Here is a 20,522-nt window from a genome sequence, read left to right as displayed (position 1 = left end):
TTACTACCCGGCTCAGAAAAGAATCCATGTTGGCTCAGACCCATATCAAGCAACAACTGGACGCCCTGCGTCACAGCAACGTCAGCGGCTTCGTACGGTTGCGAGTGGCGATCGAAATCCGCTCCTTTCTGGGCTGGCTCGCGGCGCAAACCCTCTATCCCCGCATCTACTGGCAGGCCCGTGGAGAGGCTCGTCCCGAGTATGTCGCGCTGGGCGCCATCCATGAATTGACCGAGCCGCACGCCATCAAGCAGGTGTGCACGAACACAGCCAACCAGCATCATGACGACAGCCCCCGCTACTATGGCGGACTGGCGTTTGATCCGGCCCAGTCCGGCTGGCAAGGGTTTGGCCCCTGCCGTTTCGTGCTGCCCCGCATCGAGCTGGTGCGCCGTGGCGAGTGCGTCAGTCTCTGCCTTAACCTCTGGCTGGATGAAAACAATCTCGAGGCCGAACTGCAGGCGGCCGACGCCGCCCTCGATGCCCTGCGCCCGGAAGCCCCGCTACCCGCCCTGCAAAAGCAGCCCTGGCAGCGACAGGATTGCCCTGGCCCCGCCCAGTGGCAGACCTTGGTAGAGCGCGTCACCGCCCCCGATTTTCAGGCGCACACCCCCAAGGTGGTGCTGTCGCGGGAGAGCGTGCTGACCAGTCCGAACCATGATGCGGATATCAATCCCTGGGCCATGCTCGACCAGTGGGCCCGCCACGCCCAGGACTGCTTCCACTTCGGTTTTCAATTCTCCCCCGAGCAGGCCTTTATCGCCTGCTCCCCCGAGCGGCTCTACCGCCGGGAAGATCGCCACCTCTTTACCGAGGCACTGGCGGGCACCATCCGCCGCTCCGGCGATGAAGAGGTGGATGCCCAACTGGCCGCCGAGCTGCTGGCCGACAGCAAGAACCGGCTGGAGAACCGTCTGGTTCACGCCGACATCCTCAGCCGTCTGGCGCCACTGACCCACGATGCCACCCTGACCGAGCCGCGCATTCTGAAACTGCGGCTGCTGCAACACCTCAAGTGCGATATCGAAGCCGAGCTCAAGCCCGGGGTCTGCGACTGGCAACTGCTCGACGCCCTCCACCCGACGCCGGCGGTGGGCGGCGCTCCGCGCGAGGCAGCGCTCGCCTTTATCCGCGAGTTCGAACCCTATGATCGGGGCTGGTACGCCGGAGCCTGCGGCATGCTGAGCCGGGAGACGTCCGAGTTCTCGGTCGCCATTCGCAGCGCCCGCATTCAGCCGGGCAGCGTCACCCTGTTTGCCGGTGCCGGCATTGTCGCCGGTTCCGAGCCTGTCGCCGAGTGGGCCGAACTCGACAACAAGATCGCCAATGTGCTCTCCCTGCTGGGATAGTCATTCACCCTTTTCACGCTACGAGAGCCCCTATGCCCACCCGTAAAGAGCCTGCCAGCGAAGAGTTTGCCTGCCCCCCGTTTTCGAGCCAGCACGCCACCTTCAACCACGTCTGGTCCTCCCTCTTGCTGGAGGAGCTCTTTCGCCTCGGGGTGCGCGACATCGCGCTGGCCCCCGGCTCCCGCTCCGCGCCGCTGACCATGGCCGCCGCCGCCCATCAGGGCTTTCGTCGTCACCTGCACTTTGACGAGCGCGGTCTCGGCTTTATGGCGCTGGGGCTGGCCAAGGGGAGCAACCGGCCGGTGGCGGTGATCATGACCTCCGGCACTGCGGTGGCCAACCTCTGGCCCGCAGTGGCTGAGGCCCAGCTCACCGGCGTGCCACTGATTATTCTCTCCGCCGATCGCCCTCACGAGCTTATCGACAACGGCGCCAATCAGGCGATCGACCAGCAGGGGATCTTCGGCCGCTACCCCGTCTATCAGCAGAACCTGCCGAGCCCCACCCCGACCATTCCGGCGGCGTTTGTGCTGAGCTCGGTGGATCAGGCGCTGGCCAAACAGGCGCTCACCCCCGGGGTGGTGCACTTCAACTGCATGTACCCCGAGCCCCTCTACCCGGGCGAGCACTATCAGGATTTCTCCGACTATCTGGCCCCCCTCGGTGACTGGCTCAACTCGCAGACACCCTGGAGTCCGTGGCAACAGAGCGAACCGACCTGCTCTCCTCAGGCGGAGTGGGAAACCTTTCGGCAACAGCGCGGCATCGTTGTGGCTGGTCGCATTACCGACCCGAAGCAGGCACAGACCGCCGCCACACTGGCGGAGCAACTCGGCTGGCCGCTACTGGCAGATCTGCAGAGCCAGATCCGCTTCGACAGCCGCAACCTCATCCACATGGATATGGCGCTCAACGACCCTGAATTCGTCGCCGAGCTCGGCCACGCCGAGGTGCTGCTGCAATTTGGCGCGCGGCTTGTCTCCAAGCGGCTCGGCCAGTTCATCAAACACCATTCATGGCAGGATTACTGGCTGGTGGATCCGCAACCGGCGCGGCTCGATCCCGACTACCGGCTGCGCAACCGGCTGCTCTGCAGTGCCAGCGCCTTTGCTGCGACCCATCCGGTCACCACACAAGCCCCTTGGCACACATTGGCCGAACTGCAACACAACGCCAGCCAGCAGATCGCCGCTGCCTGCGAGCACTTCTCCGAGCTTGGGGTCTGCCATCGCCTCAACCGCCTGATCGAAGGCCAACTGTTTGTCGGCAACAGCATGCCGGCACGACTGATGGATATGCTCGGCGAAACGGGCAAGGGGCCGAGCCGGGTGATGACCAACCGCGGCGCCTCCGGCATCGATGGTCTGATCGCCACCGCCTACGGGTTTGCCCAATCAATCGAGCAGGACAGTGATGAGCCCACCACCCTGCTGCTTGGGGATCTCAGCGCCCTGCACGATCTCAATAGTCTCGCCCTGCTCAGCAAGGCGAGTCGACCGCTGGTGGTGATCCTGCTCAACAACGATGGCGGCAGCATCTTTCGTATGTTGCCGGTGCCCACCGAAGGGGAGCTGCTGGAGAGCTACTACCGGCTGCCCCACGGCCTCAGTTTTGAACATGCCGCCGCCATGTTTGGTCTCGCCTATCGGGCACCGACCACCCTGCTCGAGTTCGAACAGGATTACCGCGCAGCCCTCCAACATGGCGTTACCTTGATCGAGATCCGGGTACCGAGCGAGCAGGTGGCCGATGATCTCAAGGCGCTGGGGGCCGCCATCCGTGGCAAATAAAGATGCCAATGTGCCGCTGGTGTTGCTGCACGGCCTGCTGGGGGATGGCGGCGACTGGCAACCGGTGACCGACCGGCTGCCCGCCATCCGCTGCATCGCCCTCGATCTGCCGGGTCACGGCCAGCATAGCGATCTCAACGTCAGGGACTTTGAGCAGAACCACCAGTGGCTGGTCACCGAGCTGGCCAGCCGCAACATTGAACGCTATCTGCTGGCGGGTTATTCGCTGGGTGGGCGACTGGCCCTCTATCACGCCAGCCGCGAGCCCGCCGAGCTGCGGGGGCTGCTGCTGGAGAACTGCCACCCGGGGCTACCAGACAATGAGCGGGCCGCCCGCATCCAGCACGATGAACAGTGGGCGCAGCGCTTTGAGCGTGAGCCCCTGGCTGACGTGCTGGCTGACTGGTACCGGCAAGGGGTGTTTGCCGATCTTGACGATGCGGCCCGAGCCAGCCAGATCGCCCGCCGCCTTGGCAACGACGGTCAGGGCATCGCCACCATGCTACGCGCCACTTCGCTCGGCAAGCAGCCGGATCTCGCCCCCTGGCTCATGGCGAGCCAGCTGCCGGTTACTTATGTGAGTGGCAAGCGGGATCACAAATTCCATCAGCTGGCTTGCCAGCTGGCGAACCAAAATCGCAGAATCAACCACTTGGTGCTGGATGGCGGCCATAATCTGCACGCCCATCAGCCTGATAACTTTGCCCGACTCCTCGCGGAGTGGGTCAACCAACAAGAAGAGACGAGTCATGATTGAAGCAATGACGGAAGCTGAACTGTATGCACCTGTTCAACATGCCGGGATTGCTCAACTCAGTGGTCAACTCGGTGCTCAACTGCACTCTCCCAGAACAGAAGGAAAAAAACATGATTGAAGCAATGACGGAAGCGGAACTGTACGCTCCGGTTGAGTGGCAGGATTGCTCCGCCGGTTACGAGGACATCCTCTATCACAAGTCCAACGATGGCATTGCCAAGATCACCATCAACCGTCCCCAGGTGCGCAACGCCTTCCGCCCCCGCACCGTCAAAGAGATGCTGCAGGCGCTGGCCGATGCCCGTTATGACGATCAGATCGGCACCATCATCCTGACCGGTTTTGGCGAGAAAGCCTTCTGCGCCGGCGGCGACCAGAAGATCCGTGGCGACTACGGTGGATACCGCGATGACGAGGGGACTCACCACCTCAACGTGCTCGACTTCCAGCGCGACATCCGCACCTGTCCGAAACCTGTGGTTGCCATGGTGGCCGGTTACGCGGTCGGTGGCGGCCACGTGCTGCACATGATGTGTGACCTGACCATCGCCGCCGACAACGCCCAGTTTGGCCAGACCGGTCCGAAAGTGGGCTCCTTCGACGGCGGTTGGGGTGCTTCCTACATGGCTCGCATCGTCGGCCAGAAGAAGGCCCGCGAAATCTGGTTCCTCTGCCGCATGTACGATGCCCAGCAAGCCCTCGACATGGGGCTGGTCAACACTGTCGTGCCGTTGGCGGATCTGGAGCGAGAAACCGTGCGCTGGTGCCGCGAAATGCTGCAAAACAGCCCGATGGCGCTGCGCTGCCTGAAAGCCGCCCTCAACGCTGACTGTGATGGTCAGGCGGGCTTGCAGGAGCTGGCGGGCAATGCCACCATGCTCTTCTACATGACCGAAGAGGGTCAGGAAGGCCGCAACGCCTTCAACGAAAAGCGTCGCCCCGACTTCTCCAAATACAAGCGGAACCCCTGATGACACTCGCCCTGTATCGCTATCAACTGCCTTTTACCCAGCCACTGACCTTTCACGGCAAGGTGGAGGTGGCGCGAGAGGGGCTGTTGGTGCGCATCAACGACGGCTGGGGGGAAATTGCCCCCCTGCCCGGCTTCTCGAAAGAGAGCCTGCAACAGGCAGAGGCAGAAGCCCTTGCCACGCTGGCAGCCCTGGCCGCCGGTGAAACCCCAAACCCCGTGCTGCCGTCGGTGCAATTTGGCCTCGACTGCGCACGCCGGACATGGCCCGAGCAGCGCAACCCGCTGCCGGAGCCCTATCCCCTCATTCAAGGTTCCCCCCAGGAGCTGCTGCGCAACTGGAAAGAGTGGCTGCACCGCACGCCCGGCAAGGCCAAGCTGAAAGTGGCACGCTACCCGATGCGTGACGAGCTGGCGCTGATCCGCCTGCTGTGCGACCGCATCCCCTCCCTCAAGCTGGTGCTGGATGCCAATCAGGGCTGGACCCGTGAGGAGGCGTGGACCTTCTGCGGCCATCTCGACCCGAATCGCATCGAGTATCTGGAAGACCCCTGCGCCGACTTTGCCGACATCGCCTTTGTCGCCAACCGCACCGGCATGCCGGTAGCGCTGGACGAACTGCTGGCACAAGGCAAGCCGTGGGAGCCGATCCCGCAACTGCGCGCGCTGGTGCTCAAGCCTACCCTGCTCGGTTCACTCGCCAACTGCGAAGCGCTGATCGCCCGCGCCCGCGAACTGCGGCTCAAGGTGATCATCTCCTCCTGCTTCGAATCGGATCTGGGCCTGAACCAGCTCTTTCATCTGGCGAGCGAATGGGCTCCCGAACAGGCGCCGGGTCTGGATACCCGCCGCTGGATGGCGGGCAACCTGCTGGGGGAAGATGGCAAACCGGATCTGAGCCGACTGGAGCAACTGTATTACCGTGATTGAACACACACGTTCACCCGAACAGACACCTTGCCCGGTACGCCACCGGGCAATCACAGCCCCGAACCGCATTGCCATCCACGCCGCCTCGCCCCTCAGTTACCGCCAGCTCGATGCCCGCCTCAACAGCCTGTGCCAACAGCTGAAACAAGCCGGAGTGCGCCGTGGCGAACATCTGGCTGCGGTGGTGCGCGGTGCGCTGGAAGATGTGCTGCTGGCGTGGGCCTGCGTGCGCAGCGGCGTGGTGTTCTGCCCGCTCAATCCCGCCTTTCCTCTCGAAAAGCAGCGTGAGCTGGCGGTACAACTCGATGCCGATGCCTTCTGGTCGGCAGGGGAGATCCCGGCAGGCAACTGGCAACCCTTGCGCATCGACTTCACGCACGAACTGCCGGCAAGCGAGGAAACATGGCCGCTAGAATCGACCCAGCTCAACAACATGATCCTCACCTCCGGCTCCAGCGGTACGCCGAAAGCGGTGGTGCACCGGCTCTGCAACCACCTTGCCTCGGCGCGCGGCTCTGCCACCCTCATTCCCCTCGATGAGAAGTCCGGCTGGCTGCTCTCCCTGCCACTGTTCCATGTGGGCGGCTACGCCATCCTGTTTCGGGTCTTTCTGGCGGGCGCAACTCTGGTGCTGGATCAGCGTGAGCGTCCCCTCAAGGAGCGGCTGGAGTGCCAGCCCATCACTCACTTGTCCCTAGTGCCGACCCAACTCTGGCGCCTGCTGGCAGAGGGCTTTGACCCTGCCCGCACCCGCCTGCGCGAGTTGCTGCTCGGTGGCGCCGCCATCCCGCAACCGCTGGTAAGTCGCCTCTGCGCCATGGGGCTCGAACCCAAGGTGAGCTATGGCCTCTCCGAGATGGGCAGCCAGGTCTGCACCGCTATCCCCGGCGATGCAGGCATAGTTGGCAAACCGCTACCGGGACGGGAAGTGTGCATCAGTGAGCAGGAGATCTGCGTGCGCGGCGCCACCCTGTTTGCCGGTTACTACCGGGCTGGCGAGCTGGATCTGCCCCTCGATGACGAAGGCTGGTTTCATACTCGCGACAAGGGGAGGTTCACTGCGGCAGGGGAGCTGCTGGTAGAGGGACGGCTCGATAACCTCTTCATCTCGGGTGGCGAAAACATCCAGCCCGAAACCATAGAGCAGCGACTGGTAGATCATCCCGCTGTCGCCCAGGCGCTGGTGGTGCCGGTACCGAGCGACGAGTGGGGGCAACGCCCCGCCGCCTTTATCGACTGGCACGGCGAGCCGGTTCCCGACTCAGAAATAGCTGCCTGGATCCGTGCCACCCTGCCCGGCTTTATGGTGCCCGACCACTGGCTCCCCTGGCCCGATCTTGGCGGCAATCTCAAGCCCTCTCGCCAACTGCTGGGCAAGGTAGCCCGACAACAAACCACTCGGGCACGACAAGCTGAATGAGATCGGACTCACAATTTACCGATCTTCTTTGAAAACAAAAAAAGAAACATGTGAGTCCTTACTGCGGCGCCAACCCACGATAATTCGATCAGACTCAAAAAAAATACCATCTTATTGATTTATCTGATTTTTAATTGGCAATTGATATCCCTTTGGAACTGTTTAAATTGCCTTGCGATTACTCGCAAGACAATACACAAACAAGAACAAAGGGATAAAAATGAACCGTTCAGGTACCGGGTGGCTGCTGCTGGCAGGCCCCCTGCTTTTGGCTACATCCTCGGCGCAAGCCAACTACTCACCCAATGACTGGCGACAGTATCAGCTGACTGGCGAATCGAGCCGGCAACTGGCCGCTCGCATCACCGAGATCACCTACGAGCTCAAGGCGCGTAGCAGCAACGCCCCCTATCAGCAGCTCAGGGTCTACCGTCGCTTCGACTGGCAGAGCAGCGATCTCGCGGCCCTCGCCGAGCAGCAATGTGGCGAGCCGCAACTCAAGGTAGATGCGGGCTGGCAGATCCGCTTCGTGCGCTGTGAAGCTCGGATTCCGGCGGGCAAGCTCATTCCCGCCAGCAGTTATGACTTTGGTTATGGCCTCAAGCAGGGTCGCTGGGAGCAGCTGGCGGGCACGCCGACCGCCCAACGGCAGGATCGTCTGCCGCTGCCACAAGCCATCATCCTGGGTCAGAGCGAAAGGGAGCTGGATCGCTGCGAACTCAACGCACAAGGCCGCTGCGCAGAGTCGGAGTGGCACTATCAGCCACAGGATTGGCAGCAGTTGCAGGTACTTGAAGAGACCCCGAGTGAGCGGGATGGCCGGTTGGAGCAGATCTTCTTCCGCCTGCAGCCGGTGGCAGGCAGTCAGGCTGCCGCTCAGGTCAGCGAGATCCATGTCTGGCGCCGCTATCAGTGGCAGCTGGATCAGCTCACGCCTCAGCAGGAGTGTGATGAGCCGCAGGAGCGCAAGGAGGGGAGCAACACCATTCGCTATCGCATCTGTCGTCAGGTGATCCCCGCTGGCAGCGAGGTTCAGGTAACGTTGCAAGATAGCGGCTACCAATACCCGGTCGCCGGCGGCGAGTGGCAGCCCCTGCCAGAGAGCAAAGAGTGGCAGGAGAGTCGGGTGCTCAATCGCCCCATCGTGCTGGCCAGCAAGGAGGAGCAGCTGGAGTGCCGCCGCGCCAACGGTCGTCTCTGCTCAGAGCCAGAGCAACCCGATGTGGATCTGCTCGACAGCGATGCCGCCAAACTGGTGGCCGACGTGAGCGGCCAGAACAGCCCTGCCTGGCAGGCAGATTACGGCCACGATGACGCCAAGCTGATGGCGGTGGTGCGCGGCATGCGTGCCCTGCTGGCGGCCAACCAGCCGACCCATCCGGCAATGGACAAGCTGCTCTACTATGTGCGTGCCCACAATTACCACGGCGGCGTTGGCAAGGAGAGTGATCAGGTCGCCCGGGCACTGGCCGGGGTGATGATTGATCTGCTCAACCACCCCCTGCTGCTGGGAGCTGAACCGCAGGATCAGGCTGGCACAGTGCTGGAAGCCTGGAGCGTAGCGGCGCAGGGACAGCTTGGCCAAGCCGCCTTCCGCCAGAGTGCCGCCCCCATGCTGGCCCAGCTCAACCAGGCGCTCGGCTATGCGGTGCAACATGCGGCGCAGATCAATGGCCACAAACCCTGGGCCGATGGCCTGTTCGAGCTGCTCAATCTGGTCGATCAGAGCGCCTCTTACGGTCAGCAGGCAGACTTCAGCGCAACTGTGCTGCAACAGGAGGCGGCATTGCGCCAGAGCCTGCAGCAACTGGGCCTGAGCGAGCTAGCGCTCTGGAAACAGCGCGATGGCTCACGGGATCTGTTTATCTTCAACAACATCCTCGATGCCCATAGCCGTCTCTACCAGATGATGCGCTACCTCCATCACACCAGCCCGGATAAGGCAATCGTCTATCGCCAGCAGCTGGATCGCGATGTCATCGCCATCATGCGCCAGCAGGGGCTGATCCCGGGCGGCCAGCATCCCGCTGCCATGCTGGAAGAGGTCTCCCTGACCCTCTCCAGCTACTACCTCACCTACACGGATCGCACCAGTGAAGCCTGTGTCAGCGGCGAGTTCGCCGGGCTTTGTACCCCGATCCGCATGGAAGATATTCTGCCATTCGAGCACACCTGCTCACCCACCCTGCGTCTGCGCGCCCAGGATCTGACTCAGGCTCAGGCCGAAGGGATCTGCCGTGAGCTGGGTGATGAAGAGCAGCGCTTCCACCAGCAGATGGAGACTGGCTGGCAACCGGTGGCCGATGATCACAACGAAGCGCTGGAGCTGGTGATCTTCAACTCCTCCGCCGACTGGGGCCGCTACGGCAGCGCGCTGTTTGGTGTCTCCACCGACAATGGCGGCATCTATATCGAGGGGGATCCGGCTCGCCTCGGCAATCAGGCCCGCTTCTTCGCCTATGAGGCAGAGTGGAAACGCCCCGCCTTCCAGGTGTGGAACCTGCGCCACGAGTACGTTCACTATCTCGACGGCCGCTTCAACCAGTACGGCAGCTTCGGCCACTATCCACTCAACCGCACTACCTGGTGGGCCGAGGGGATTGCAGAGTACATCGCCCACGGTCAGTGCTTTGCCCGAGGTCTGGATAACGTGGCAAACCGCCCCGCCAACCAGCGCCCGACACTGGCGGCTATCCTCCACCTTGACTACGAGCAGGGTGGCGAGATGGTCTACTCCTGGTCCTATACCGTGCACCGCTTCCTCAACGATACCGGTCGCGGCGCCAGCTGGCTGGCGCTGGCACAGGCGCTGCGCAATCCGGATCGACAGCAGGCGATGAGCGACTTCGAAGGGGAGCTAGACCGGCTGATCGCCAACGACAGCGATGCCTATCAGGCGTGGCTCGCCCGGGATCTGCTGCCCTGGTGGCAAGCCAACAAGGAGTCAGACGCCTGCAAGGGTAACGACTCCGCACACTGATAAACCTTCACCTACCAGAGGGGCTGCCATTGCAGCCCCTCGCTTTATCCCTCCGGACTCCCGCCTCTGCTGCGACAACCTCTGCCCGAATGAGGTGCCCGCCCGTTATCAAGCCTGACGCCAGCGGCCGAGTTGTAATAGAATGCCGATAGCCACTCCCAACTTCAGACCCTGACCGCACCGCGCATGAAGAAGTTTGCCAAGATCCTCCTCGCCTGCCTCGTTTTGCTGCTGGCCCTGATTGCCATGCTGCTGGGCTACAGCGAGTGGATCGTCTCGGATGCCCGTCACTACACCTACGATCAGGTGGACAAGGTGCCCTACAACCGGGTTGCGGTGGTGCTGGGCACCTCCAAATATCTCTCCGGTGGCGGCCCCAACCACTACTTCAAATACCGCATCAAGGCGGCGGCCGAGCTCTATAACAATGCCAAGGTGGACTTCATCATCGTCTCCGGTGACAACGCCACAGTGCAGTACAACGAGCCACGCCAGATGCGCCGCGCCCTGATCAAGGCGGGTATCCCCGCCTCCGCCATCTATATGGATTTCGCCGGATTTCGCACCCTCGACTCAGTGGTTCGCGCCAAAGAGGTGTTCGGTCAGGATCGCTTTACCGTGGTATCCCAGGGCTTTCATAACGAGCGGGCCATTTTCATCGCCCGCCATTTCGGTATCGATGCGGTCGGCTTCAATGCCGAGGATCCCAGCGCCTATCAGGGGATCCGCACCCGGGTGCGGGAAGTCTTTGCCCGCCTGATGGGGCTGCTCGACCTCTATGTACTGGACAAGGGGCCCAAGTTCCTCGGGGCACCGGTCCCCATCGGTCTGCCTGTGCCTTGCCAGTCACTGAGCACCATCGGCAGCCTGCAACCCTGCCTAAAACAACCCAAACCGGCGGTGGATGAGGCAAAGCCAGCGGCAGTCTCTGCCGCGGTTACTACCGAGTCGGCTACCCCATCTGCCTCGGCCGTGACTGAACAAGCCACGCTGGCTTTATCCGCTGCGGCAACGACTGAGCCGGTCACTCCCGCTAAACCCGCGGCAGAAACCGCCGCCGAGATACCCAGCGCGGCCTTGCCCACAATGCCGATGGCCCCTTCAGCCGCCAGCGCCAGCACAGCCGCACCATAAACAGATGACCCGCCAACTGGCGGGTCTTGTTATTGCAGCGCGGGTTGTGGCGGTGAGCCTGCACACCCATTCCCAGCGGCCAGATCAGCCTCGCGCCGCCTGATAGCGGCGGGCCACTTCGGCCCAATCCACCACCTGATAGAAGGCTGCGATATAGTCAGGACGCTTGTTCTGGTACTTGAGATAGTAGGCGTGCTCCCACACATCCAACCCCAGGATCGGGGTATGGCCATGCATCAGGGGGCTATCCTGATTGGCACTGCTCTCCACCTGCAATCTGCCCGCCTTGTCCACCACCAGCCAGGCCCAGCCGCTGCCAAAGCGGCTCAGGGCAGCCTGAGTGAAAGCCTGCTTGAAGGCATCAAATCCCCCCAATTCCCGCTCGATGGCCAGAGCCAGTTCACCACCCGGCTCACCGCCCCCCTGCGGGCTCATCACCAACCAGAACAGGGAGTGGTTGGCATGACCGCCGCCATGGTTGCGGACCGCCCCCTGCAAGGTGGCCGGCAGGGTATCGAAGCGGCGCAGCAGCTCCTCTACCGGCAGTGCGGCCAGATCTGGCGCCTCTTCCAGCGCGGCGTTGAGGTTGTTGATATAGGTCTGGTGATGACGGCTGTGGTGGATCTCCATGGTCAGGGCATCGATATGGGGTTCCAGTGCGTCGTAGGCATAGTTCAGAGCTGGTAGGGTATGGATCATGATGACCTCTGTTCGGATTAATGGAGCCGGGATGAGCGCTCGCTCTGACACAGGCAGTGCCCGAGCGAACGCATGATCCCGGCGTGGCTGCCGTGGCGCTGTACGAACGTCAGCAACTCGGCACGGGTTGTGCGGGTATGGCGCAACGCGGCTTCACGCAGGCGAGAGGAGCAAGCGGGGGAGTGACAGGTCGCCAGCAGGCAGTCGTGCACATAGCAGAGCAGGTCGGCGGCGCGATCGGGCAGAGTCATGGCCACCAGCAGATCCGCCAGATTGTGGTGAGCCACAACCAGCGCCGCCACCGCCTCATCGGCATCGTGCCACTGCACCAATTGCTGACGAGCCAGCCAGAGCGCCTGCTGATAATGAGCCAGCGCATGATGATACTCGCCGCAATCAAACAGCCGGTTGCCCTCTCGGGTCTGCTGTTTCCAGTGACTCATGCTGCTGCCACCTTCGGTCGACTCGACCCACCCCTTCACCCAGGTTGCTGTCATATGCTTCACACCAATAAATGATAATAATTATCATTACATGAATCATATCCGGGAGACAAGGGGCGTCGGGATCGCAGCAAACAGCCAAAACAGCGCGGCCACCCCTTGGCAAGGAGTGGCCGCTTGAGGCAACCGGTCAGTGGATTCGACCGGCCAATTGGAAGTTAATGGCAAGTCAGATGTTGTTGGCTGGCGAGGGCGGGGCAATCCCCAGCAGCATATGGTCCATCATCCCCACCATGCGACCTATCTCGGGCTTGGTGATGGTATCGTTGGCCCCCAGTTGCAGCGCTTTCTGACGGTTGTCATCGCTCATCAGGGAGGAGAACATCACGATGGGCATCTCCTTGTAGGAGGGGGTATCCCGCAGACGCTTGAGCAGGTGCATGCCATCCATGCGCGGCATCTCCACATCGGTGATCACCGCATTGACGAAGCCGGTCACCGGCATTCTCTCCTCCTGGGCCAGACGATCGAAATCCGTCATCATCTCCAGCCCCTCGCCGCCGTCCTTGGCCGTGATCACGTTGTAACCGGCGGTGCGCAGGGTGGTCTCGATCATCTTGCGGATAAAGGCCGAGTCGTCCACCACCAGAATGGTCTTGCCCTGACGCAGCGCCATCATGCGATCGTCGATAAGCACCTTGCGGTCCTGAGTGACGTCGTACTTCTCCATGCTGAGCTCGGGGTTGATATCGGCGATAATCTTCTCGAAATCGAGGATCATGATGAGGTTGCCATCACGCCTGACCACGGCCACCACGCAGTCGTTCTCCCCCGCTTCCAGAAACTGGCTGGGGGACTCCACATCCTCCCAGGAGACCCGGTGGATCCTGCTGACGCTGTCGATCAGGAAGCCGTTAGCCATCTTGTTGAAGTCGGTGACGATCACCACCTTGTGGCTGGGGTCAGGGTTGGTCTTGATGCCGAGCCAGCCCGCCAGATCCACCAGCGGGATGAGGCGATCCCGCAGGGAGAATACCCCCACCATATGACGCTGGGCATTGGGGTAATCGGTGGTCTCCGGCACCCGGATCACCTCGCGCACCTTGGCGACGTTTATCCCGTAATAAGCGGTTTTTTCACGACCGTCCGGTAGCTGCTTCTTGAGGTGAAACTCGATGATCTCAAGCTCGTTGGTGCCACTTTCGGTCAGGATAGATTTACGCTCTTCCCCATCTTTGGACATCATGGTGACTCTCATTCTGGTTGCGCGGGCAGCAGACCGCTGCGGTTTTCCCTCAGTATAGGAATGGAATTCACCCAACGGCTCGGATCTCGGCAAGATTGCATCGTTAACCGCTTGATCCCGCAGGCTGGCACGATCGTATCTGCCACTCAGGACAACATTGGCGGATGGTGAAATCCATCATTTACTCACAAGGAGCCTGAGATGAGTGAAGGCATAGTCGTGATTGGCGCTTCTGGCGGTATCGGGGCGGCTCTGGTGACACACTGGTTGGCGGCGGGTGTCGGGCCAGTGATTGCCATCAGCCGTCAGCCCGCACCAGCAGAAGCCTCTTCGCCAGCCCTGCACTGGCTATGTTGTGATTACAGCGATGAGCAGATGGCAACTGCGGTAGCCCGCATCGCGGAGTTGGCACCGAAACCGCACAGGGTGGTGATCTGCAATGGCATCCTGCATCAGGGGGAAATCCAGCCAGAGAAGCGACTCGAAACAATCAATCTCGATGCCATGACCCGCGTCTACCAGACCAATGCCTTGCTGCCGCTGCGCTGGATCAGCCAGTTGTTACCGCTGTTTGGCCGCGAGCCTTGCACTCTGGCCGTTCTCAGCGCTCGGGTCGGCAGCATTGGCGACAACCGAGCGGGCGGCTGGTATGGCTATCGCGCATCCAAGGCCGCCCTCAACATGCTGCTCAAGTGTGCCGCCATCGAGCTGGCCCGGCGGGCCCCCGGGGTCAAATTGCTGGCCTTCCATCCCGGCACCGTGGATACCCAACTCTCTCGCCCGTTTCACGCCAACGTACCGGCGGGAAATGTGCAGAGTCCCGAGCTGGTAGCCGACCATCTGATTAACCTGATGAACCGGCTGCAACCGGATGATGAACTGAGCTTTCTCGACTGGCAGGGCAAACCTATCGAGTGGTAGAGGAACTCAAGAGACGCACCAGCAGCGCCCGCAAACTCTTGATCACGGCGGGCTTGCCCGCCAGCTGCAACCTCGCAGCCAGCGCCCCCCACTCTGCGTATTGCCAGATGGGGGCAATCAGCAGAGCACGTTCGTCAGGCGTCAGTGAAACCAACACATCCAGATTGCGCGCCAGCCACAACTGCAGGCTCGACTGGCTCAGTTCGAACGGCTTGTGATGCAGGGCAAAGCACTCAATCTCGTCGCGCTCGAACTCGCCAAGCTCCGGCGCGGTGACGGTGCTGCCTTGCAGACATTGCCATACTAGCTCGGGCTCCAATCCTTTCAGCTCGCCCGCCAGCAGGGTAGGCAACTGGCGAATGAAACGCTGCTGCCACTGATCCAGCTCGGGCTCATGCTCGGGTTTCAGCGCTTTGAGCAGCAGGGCTGCGTGGCAGCCGCTGGCAGCATCCCGCTGCAAGCCGATGCGCAGCACCTCCAGCCCGGCCATGCGCCAGAAAGGGAGCAGGTCGGCGCTAGCCGAAAAGGCAGAACCGAGGTAATCGATCCCCGCCTGACGATAATGTTCTTCAAGCCTGCCAAGCAGCAGCGAACCCAGTCCGTGGCGGTGCAGCTCGGGGTGGATGGCGATACGCATCACCCGGGCGTAGCTACGTCCCCCCGCCGTTTTGAAACCGGCATGAGCCAGCAGCGACTGGGGCAGCAGATGGCCGCGCGGACGGCGACGTCCGGCCCAGATCGCCTCGGCCAGCTCGGGGTCTATTCCCCCTTCCCGCGCTACCAAGGCCACTCCCAGCAGGCTCGCATCCTGCTCCAGCAGATGGATGTCGAGATCCGGGCTCTCCAGCAGGGATCTGAGATCGCTCGGCGTAGTCTGGTAGTGAGCCAGCACCAGCAGGCCGAACAGCTGGTTGAGCAACGCCTCGTCGTTCGCCAGCGTCTCCTGACTGACCAGACGCCAGCTCGGGCTGGTCGGCGGCAAGGGCGTTGCCACTTCGGCATTGAGGCCGAGCAGGCGGAAAATCAGCGGCTCCAGCGGATCACGCTCACTCCAGCGAATGGGCTCAGAGAGGTGGATCTCCTGCCACTCCGGGGTCTGGCTATCGAGCACCCGCTTGAAGCGCAGGTGAAAACCGCGCCCCGTCCCCTCGTAACCGTGCTCGGTGGTGGCAAACACGATGCGGCTGTGGCGGGCCAGCATGGCCTCGAGCAGCGGGGTCGGAATGGCGGCCGCTTCATCCACCAGCAGCAGATCGGGATTCATCGCCTCGTGCACCAGCCGATCCGGCGAGCAGTAGCTCAGTCCGGTCAGCTGTTCCGGCGTAGTATCTAGCCCGCGAGCGGCGTGGGCAAACAGGGTCGCGACCGTTGCCTGTGAGGGGGCCGTCACCACTATGTTCAGCGAGGGTTGCTGGCGCAGCAACTCGGCGGCAGCCAGCCCCAGCAGCGCACTCTTGCCACGACCGCGGTCGGCGCTCAGCACCAGTGGCCGACGACGATGGCCGTGCAACACCTTGTGGATGGCGGGCAGCGCCCGTGCCTGATCGCTGCTCAGCCTGCGTTCGGGCCCAATCGGTTGCCATGGCTGCGCGCAAACCGGCGGCTCCAGAGAGAGGGCTGGATCACCTTCCAGCAACCGAACCAGTCGGGCGATAAAGCCGTGGCCGGCCCGGCCCGCCTCCTCCGGCTGGGCCACCAGCCGGATCCGGTCAGGATCCGGCCATGCAGGCCACTGTGTTCTGGGCGGGGTCAGCAGCAACAGCAAGCCACCAGCGCATAGAGTGCCAGCCAGCGCCCCGAACGCATCGGGGTGAAAGCCGCTGAAGGCGTTGAACACCAGCGTGTCGCACTCCTGACCGAGCCGCTGCAGCGCCTTGGCGGCGGGTTGCGGGGCATAACACTCGGGCCCGGCACCCAGCCAGAAGACGGTCTCACCGAGCAGGGATTGGGCGCGGGCAATGCAGTCGGCCTCCTCCCCCTCCAGCCAGATCAGGCGCCGCTCACCGGCGCGGGCCAGCGCCTCGCGCAGCAAGGCGACCTCTTGCAGAGTCATGAAGCCTGGCTGTCAGCCGGTTTGCGGGGCTCGAACATGCGATCTCCCATCTGATCGATAAAGGTGTGGGCCTTCTGCACCATGAAACGCTCGGCATCGGCCGGATTGACAAACAGATCGGAGCGGATGAAACGGTGGGTTTGCAGCACGCCGTCCAGCTCTTTGGTGATGCGGCCAGCCAACCGATACTGACCCCCTTCCGCCATGGGTTCCGGATAGATGAGATAGCCGGCATATTCGGTGGGAGTGACTTCCGGCGACTTGGTCGGCTCGCCCCCGAACAGGGCGCTGAACAGTTTCTTGAGCATGGTGATCTCCTCTGGTTGCCAGCATTGTCCCCAAGGGGTTGCACAGTGGCAAGCAGGGGATCTTATTACCAATGGTTATTTGCACTACGAACCATTCTCATTTAGATTTCATCTCATTCCACAAGAGGTGACCATCATGTACGTCTGTTTGTGCCGCGGCATCACAGATACCCAGATACGCAAAGCGGTGCAGTCAGGTAAAAGCGAATTCCGCCAACTCAAGCAGTCGCTCGAGGTGGGCGCCCAGTGTGGCAAATGCGTGCGCATGACCATGGAGATCATCGCCGCCGAGCTCGACAAGATGGAGCAGGAGCAACCCGTGCTCTACTACGAAGTGGCCTGATCCGGACACCTCTTTTCTGATGCGACCCGCCAACAGGGTCACCCCCTTTTCTCAGGCGAGCTGGCTCGCCAGACCTCTTGTTGTCACTTTTCTGGACTAAGCTCTAACGATCGGAGCCTCAGGCACGAACCAAGGAGCACTGTCGATGAAAGGAGATCCCAAGATCATTGCCCACCTCAACAAGGTGCTGGCCAATGAGCTGATTGCCATCAACCAATACTTCCTGCATGCCCGCATCTACGATGACTGGGGCCTCAAGGCGCTCGGGCACAAGGAGTATCACGAGTCCATCGATGAGATGAAACACGCCGACGAGCTGGTCAAGCGCGTGCTGTTTCTCGAAGGGCTGCCCAATTTGCAGGATCTGGGCAAGCTGCGTATCGGTGAAACGGTGGAAGAGATGCTGCGCTGCGACCTCTCGCTGGAGATGGATGCCATCCCCGACCTCAAGGTAGCCATCGCCTATGCCGAGTCGGTGCAGGACTACATCAGCCGCGACCTGTTCCAGGAGATCCTGGAGGATGAGGAGGAGCACGTGGACTGGCTGGAGACCCAGCTAGACCTTATCGATCGCATCGGGCTGGAGAACTACCAGCAGTCGCAACTGCACCACGGCTCCTGAGCCAGCAGGCCAGCAAGCAAAGAGACCCGCCAGCGCGGGTCTCTTCATTTGAGCAGCCATGACCCGAAAACTTTTCGACAGGATCACAGTTAATACGCCCGACGCAGCATCTGTCATGGCTTTCGATTAGGATACGGCTCTCTGCCAATAACAATGCTACGGACGATTTCCATGGAACAGATTGCACGCGAGATGGCGCCCCACAAACGGGTGGCACTGGTGGCTCACGACAACATGAAGACCCCTCTGCTGAACTGGGTGATGCGGCGCAAGGAGGAGCTCAAGCTCCACCACCTCTATGCGACCGGCACCACCGGCACCATGCTCGGCAAGCAGGCACAACTGCCCATCACCTGTCTCTTCTCCGGCCCCATGGGGGGCGACCAGCAGCTCGGCGCCCTTATTGCCGAAGGGAAGATCGACGTGCTGATCTTCTTCTGGGATCCCCTCAATGCGGTACCCCACGATCCGGACGTGAAGGCGCTGCTGCGCCTCGCGGCGGTCTGGAACATCCCGGTCGCCACCAACGAGGCGACCGCCGACTTCATCATGGACAGCCCCCATATGCGGCAAGCGTTCAGCGTGCAGATCCCGGATTACGCCGGTTATCTGAAGGCACGCACCGAGTGATCGGCTAACCCATCATGCAAGAGGGCCGCAACAAGCGGCCCTCTTTAATTGGGAAAATGAATCAGCCAGGGACACAAACCGGCGCCGGCTTATAGCGCGCGGGCGAGAATGCGCGCCACCCGATCCGGGTCGATATCCTGCTGTTCACCGAGCGCGGTCCGCCCCACCCGCTTGAGATTGGAGCAGACCGCCGGAATGCAACTTTCGCTGAGGCCATAGTCGGCCAGCCGGGTACCCAGTCCCATCTTCTGGAAGAACTGCTCGGTACGGATGATCGCCTCCTCGATGCGCAGGGCCTTGTCCTCGCGGGTCGAATGCCACACCCGCTCGGCAAACTGGGCCAGTTTGTCCTGCTTCTGGCTCGCCCGCTCACGGAGCAGTGAGGGGAGCACCACCGCCAAGCTCTGGCCGTGATCCAGCCCATAGAGCGCCGTCAGCTGATGGCCGATGGCGTGAGAGGCCCAATCCTGCGGCACCCCGCAACCGATAAGCCCGTTGAGCGCCAGACTGGCGGCCCACATCAGATTGGCCCGTACCTGATAGTTGGTCGGCTCCGCCAGCGCCTTGGGGCCGTTCTCCACCAGCACCTGCAGCAAACCTTCCGCCAGCCGATCCTGTACCTCGCCTCCCACCGGAAAGGTGAGGTACTGCTCGGCAATATGGACGAAGGCGTCCACCACGCCATTGCCGGTCTGGCGCGGCGGCAGGCTGTAGGTGGTGGTCGGGTCGAGCACCGCAAATTGCGGCTGCACCAGCGGGCTTCTGAAGGAGACCTTCACATCCCCCCGGCTCACCACCGAGGTGGGATTGCTCTCGGAGCCGGTGGCTGGCAGGGTCAGCACACAGCCCATCGGCAGCGCCTTGTGCACACTCGCCTGCTTGCCGCAGATATCCCAGGGATCATCCCCCTCGTAGCAGGCGGCCGCCGCAACAAACTTGGTGCCATCCACTACCGAGCCGCCGCCGACGGCTAGCAAGAAGTCGATGCGCTCGCGCTTCACCTGCGCCACCGCCTCCATCAACAGCTCGAATCTGGGGTTGGCGCCGATGCCGGAAAACTCCTGCCACGTCACCCCTTCCAGGGCCCGGGTCAGCTGCTCATAGACGCCGTTTTGCTTGATGCTGCCGCCGCCATAGAGCACCAGCAGCCGGCTGCCGGGCGGGATCAGTTCGGGCAGGCTGGCGATCTGCCCCTCGCCGAAACAGATACGGGTCGGATTGGCATATTGGAAGTTGTACACGGCGGACTCCTCGACTGGCTCAATGCGCGGACATTGTGCGCCTGTGGGGAGGTGAGGTCAAAAGAGGTGGCAGAAGCTTGCCCATCGGCGGTCGACACTGGCCCATCGGTGCCGACCGGGTAGATCTCAGAACAGCGGCAGGATCAGGCAGTTTTGGCCTCATCTTTGGATGAGCTCTTCTTGCCGGTCAGGCGATCCATCGCCTCCTTGAGCATCGCCTCTCGCTGTTCGTTGAGCGGCTTGCTCTGCTCCGCACGCTCTTCCGGCGTCAGCTTCTTGTTATCGGCGATGGTCTTGAGCTTCTCTTCGATCTCGTTGAACTTCTTGCGATCGAAACCAAGCGCCTTGTCCACCAGCTGCTGCACCACGCCCCCCTTGTCGGAGCTCATATCCAGCGCCGGTGGCAACTTGTTGTTCTTGGCCAGATGTTCGTAGGTCAGCACCTGCTGGGCCTGGCCGGTCATGCGCTGGGTGGAGAGGCTGACCATCTCCTCCCAGCCACCGCCCTGACCGCCGCTACTGGCACTGTTGAGGGTAGCGAGGGCGCGGTGGTTGGAGGCGCTCTGGGCAAGCTGCTGGCTGTAGGGTTTGATATCCATGGGGGCTCCAATTCGGTGCGCATCTGCGGCAATGGGCACAGGCTGATCCGGTCACATGGGGCGTCATACCCCACCATTATCAATTAA

The 20,522-nt window shown here is 62.1% G+C and carries 20 protein-coding genes; 13 read left to right on the top strand and 7 right to left on the bottom strand.

The window, feature by feature from the left end; all coding sequences use genetic code 11:
- Positions 1 to 26 precede the first annotated feature (26 nt).
- The 9 genes from G5195_RS07140 to G5195_RS07100 all read left to right on the top strand — a co-directional run bounded on the left by G5195_RS07140 (position 27) and on the right by G5195_RS07100 (position 11,330).
- Positions 27 to 1,349 carry an isochorismate synthase gene (locus G5195_RS07140; RefSeq protein WP_106844046.1) on the top strand — a complete coding sequence of 441 codons (1,323 nt, stop codon included), beginning with the start codon at positions 27 to 29 and terminating at the stop codon, positions 1,347 to 1,349.
- Between the two features lie 32 nt (positions 1,350 to 1,381).
- Complete coding sequence (gene menD, locus G5195_RS07135) at positions 1,382 to 3,139, top strand: 2-succinyl-5-enolpyruvyl-6-hydroxy-3-cyclohexene-1-carboxylic-acid synthase (RefSeq protein ID WP_421235994.1); 1,758 nt, start codon at positions 1,382 to 1,384, stop codon at positions 3,137 to 3,139.
- Complete coding sequence (gene menH, locus G5195_RS07130; protein ID WP_421235993.1) at positions 3,099 to 3,896, top strand: 2-succinyl-6-hydroxy-2,4-cyclohexadiene-1-carboxylate synthase; 798 nt, start codon at positions 3,099 to 3,101, stop codon at positions 3,894 to 3,896. Before menD ends, menH begins: the two co-directional genes overlap by 41 nt.
- Positions 3,889 to 4,014, top strand: a complete 126-nt coding sequence (locus G5195_RS07125; protein ID WP_421235992.1) for a hypothetical protein — start codon at positions 3,889 to 3,891, stop codon at positions 4,012 to 4,014. The genes menH and G5195_RS07125 overlap by 8 nt, the downstream gene beginning before the upstream one ends.
- Positions 4,007 to 4,867 carry a 1,4-dihydroxy-2-naphthoyl-CoA synthase gene (menB, locus tag G5195_RS07120; RefSeq protein ID WP_042081860.1) on the top strand — a complete coding sequence of 287 codons (861 nt, stop codon included), beginning with the start codon at positions 4,007 to 4,009 and terminating at the stop codon, positions 4,865 to 4,867. Before G5195_RS07125 ends, menB begins: the two co-directional genes overlap by 8 nt.
- Positions 4,867 to 5,796 (top strand): o-succinylbenzoate synthase, encoded by a 930-nt coding sequence (gene menC / locus G5195_RS07115; protein ID WP_421235991.1) that lies wholly within the window; start codon positions 4,867 to 4,869, stop codon positions 5,794 to 5,796. The genes menB and menC overlap by 1 nt, the downstream gene beginning before the upstream one ends.
- Positions 5,789 to 7,216: an o-succinylbenzoate--CoA ligase gene (menE, locus tag G5195_RS07110; protein WP_421235990.1), complete on the top strand. Its 1,428-nt coding sequence runs from the start codon at positions 5,789 to 5,791 to the stop codon at positions 7,214 to 7,216. The genes menC and menE overlap by 8 nt, the downstream gene beginning before the upstream one ends.
- Before the next feature lie 220 nt (positions 7,217 to 7,436).
- Positions 7,437 to 10,196, top strand: a complete 2,760-nt coding sequence (locus G5195_RS07105) for a collagenase (protein WP_421235989.1) — start codon at positions 7,437 to 7,439, stop codon at positions 10,194 to 10,196.
- Positions 10,197 to 10,382: 186 nt separating this feature from the next.
- On the top strand, positions 10,383 to 11,330 hold the full coding sequence (locus tag G5195_RS07100) for an ElyC/SanA/YdcF family protein (protein WP_421235988.1): 948 nt from the start codon (positions 10,383 to 10,385) through the stop codon (positions 11,328 to 11,330).
- An 84-nt stretch (positions 11,331 to 11,414) separates the two neighbouring features.
- On the opposite strand, the gene G5195_RS07095 is transcribed toward G5195_RS07100, so the two are convergent.
- The 3 genes from G5195_RS07095 to G5195_RS07085 all read right to left on the bottom strand — a co-directional run bounded on the left by G5195_RS07095 (position 11,415) and on the right by G5195_RS07085 (position 13,718).
- Positions 11,415 to 12,029: a superoxide dismutase gene (locus G5195_RS07095; protein ID WP_421235987.1), complete on the bottom strand. Its 615-nt coding sequence runs from the start codon at positions 12,027 to 12,029 to the stop codon at positions 11,415 to 11,417.
- A gap of 17 nt (positions 12,030 to 12,046) precedes the next feature.
- Positions 12,047 to 12,526: a hypothetical protein gene (locus G5195_RS07090; RefSeq protein ID WP_421202985.1), complete on the bottom strand. Its 480-nt coding sequence runs from the start codon at positions 12,524 to 12,526 to the stop codon at positions 12,047 to 12,049.
- Between the two features lie 175 nt (positions 12,527 to 12,701).
- Positions 12,702 to 13,718 (bottom strand): chemotaxis protein, encoded by a 1,017-nt coding sequence (locus G5195_RS07085; protein WP_005335957.1) that lies wholly within the window; start codon positions 13,716 to 13,718, stop codon positions 12,702 to 12,704.
- Between the two features lie 201 nt (positions 13,719 to 13,919).
- Here G5195_RS07085 and G5195_RS07080 point away from each other — a divergent pair, with 201 nt between their 5' ends.
- The gene (locus G5195_RS07080; protein ID WP_421223765.1) at positions 13,920 to 14,639 is read left to right on the top strand and encodes an SDR family NAD(P)-dependent oxidoreductase; all 720 of its coding nucleotides are present in this window, start codon (positions 13,920 to 13,922) and stop codon (positions 14,637 to 14,639) included.
- Here G5195_RS07080 and G5195_RS07075 read toward each other — a convergent pair.
- A complete protein-coding gene (locus G5195_RS07075; protein ID WP_421223763.1) occupies positions 14,626 to 16,692 on the bottom strand; it encodes a tRNA(Met) cytidine acetyltransferase TmcA in 2,067 nt (688 codons plus the stop codon). The genes G5195_RS07080 and G5195_RS07075 overlap by 14 nt on opposite strands.
- Positions 16,689 to 17,000 (bottom strand): HlyU family transcriptional regulator, encoded by a 312-nt coding sequence (locus G5195_RS07070; protein WP_421223761.1) that lies wholly within the window; start codon positions 16,998 to 17,000, stop codon positions 16,689 to 16,691. Before G5195_RS07070 ends, G5195_RS07075 begins: the two co-directional genes overlap by 4 nt.
- A gap of 136 nt (positions 17,001 to 17,136) precedes the next feature.
- On the opposite strand from G5195_RS07070, the gene G5195_RS07065 reads away from it, so the two are divergent.
- The 3 genes from G5195_RS07065 (at position 17,137) to G5195_RS07055 (ending at position 18,595) form a co-directional block, all read left to right on the top strand.
- Complete coding sequence (locus G5195_RS07065) at positions 17,137 to 17,343, top strand: bacterioferritin-associated ferredoxin (protein ID WP_005335965.1); 207 nt, start codon at positions 17,137 to 17,139, stop codon at positions 17,341 to 17,343.
- A 145-nt stretch (positions 17,344 to 17,488) separates the two neighbouring features.
- Complete coding sequence (bfr, locus tag G5195_RS07060; RefSeq protein ID WP_005354959.1) at positions 17,489 to 17,965, top strand: bacterioferritin; 477 nt, start codon at positions 17,489 to 17,491, stop codon at positions 17,963 to 17,965.
- 171 nt (positions 17,966 to 18,136) lie between these two features.
- A complete protein-coding gene (locus G5195_RS07055; RefSeq protein WP_005354960.1) occupies positions 18,137 to 18,595 on the top strand; it encodes a methylglyoxal synthase in 459 nt (152 codons plus the stop codon).
- An 89-nt stretch (positions 18,596 to 18,684) separates the two neighbouring features.
- Here the strand turns inward: G5195_RS07055 and G5195_RS07050 are convergent, their stop codons facing one another.
- Positions 18,685 to 19,836 (bottom strand): iron-containing alcohol dehydrogenase, encoded by a 1,152-nt coding sequence (locus G5195_RS07050; protein ID WP_164537784.1) that lies wholly within the window; start codon positions 19,834 to 19,836, stop codon positions 18,685 to 18,687.
- Positions 19,837 to 19,979: 143 nt separating this feature from the next.
- Entirely contained in the window at positions 19,980 to 20,435 is a 456-nt protein-coding gene (locus G5195_RS07045) for a hypothetical protein (RefSeq protein WP_421223759.1), read from the bottom strand.
- Positions 20,436 to 20,522 lie beyond the last annotated feature (87 nt).

Source organism: Aeromonas sp. 601039 (assembly GCF_049174415.1).
Lineage (GTDB): Bacteria > Pseudomonadota > Gammaproteobacteria > Enterobacterales > Aeromonadaceae > Aeromonas > Aeromonas veronii_A.
Note: the sequence above shows the minus strand (reverse complement) of the source record. Positions and strands in the feature narration are given on the sequence as shown.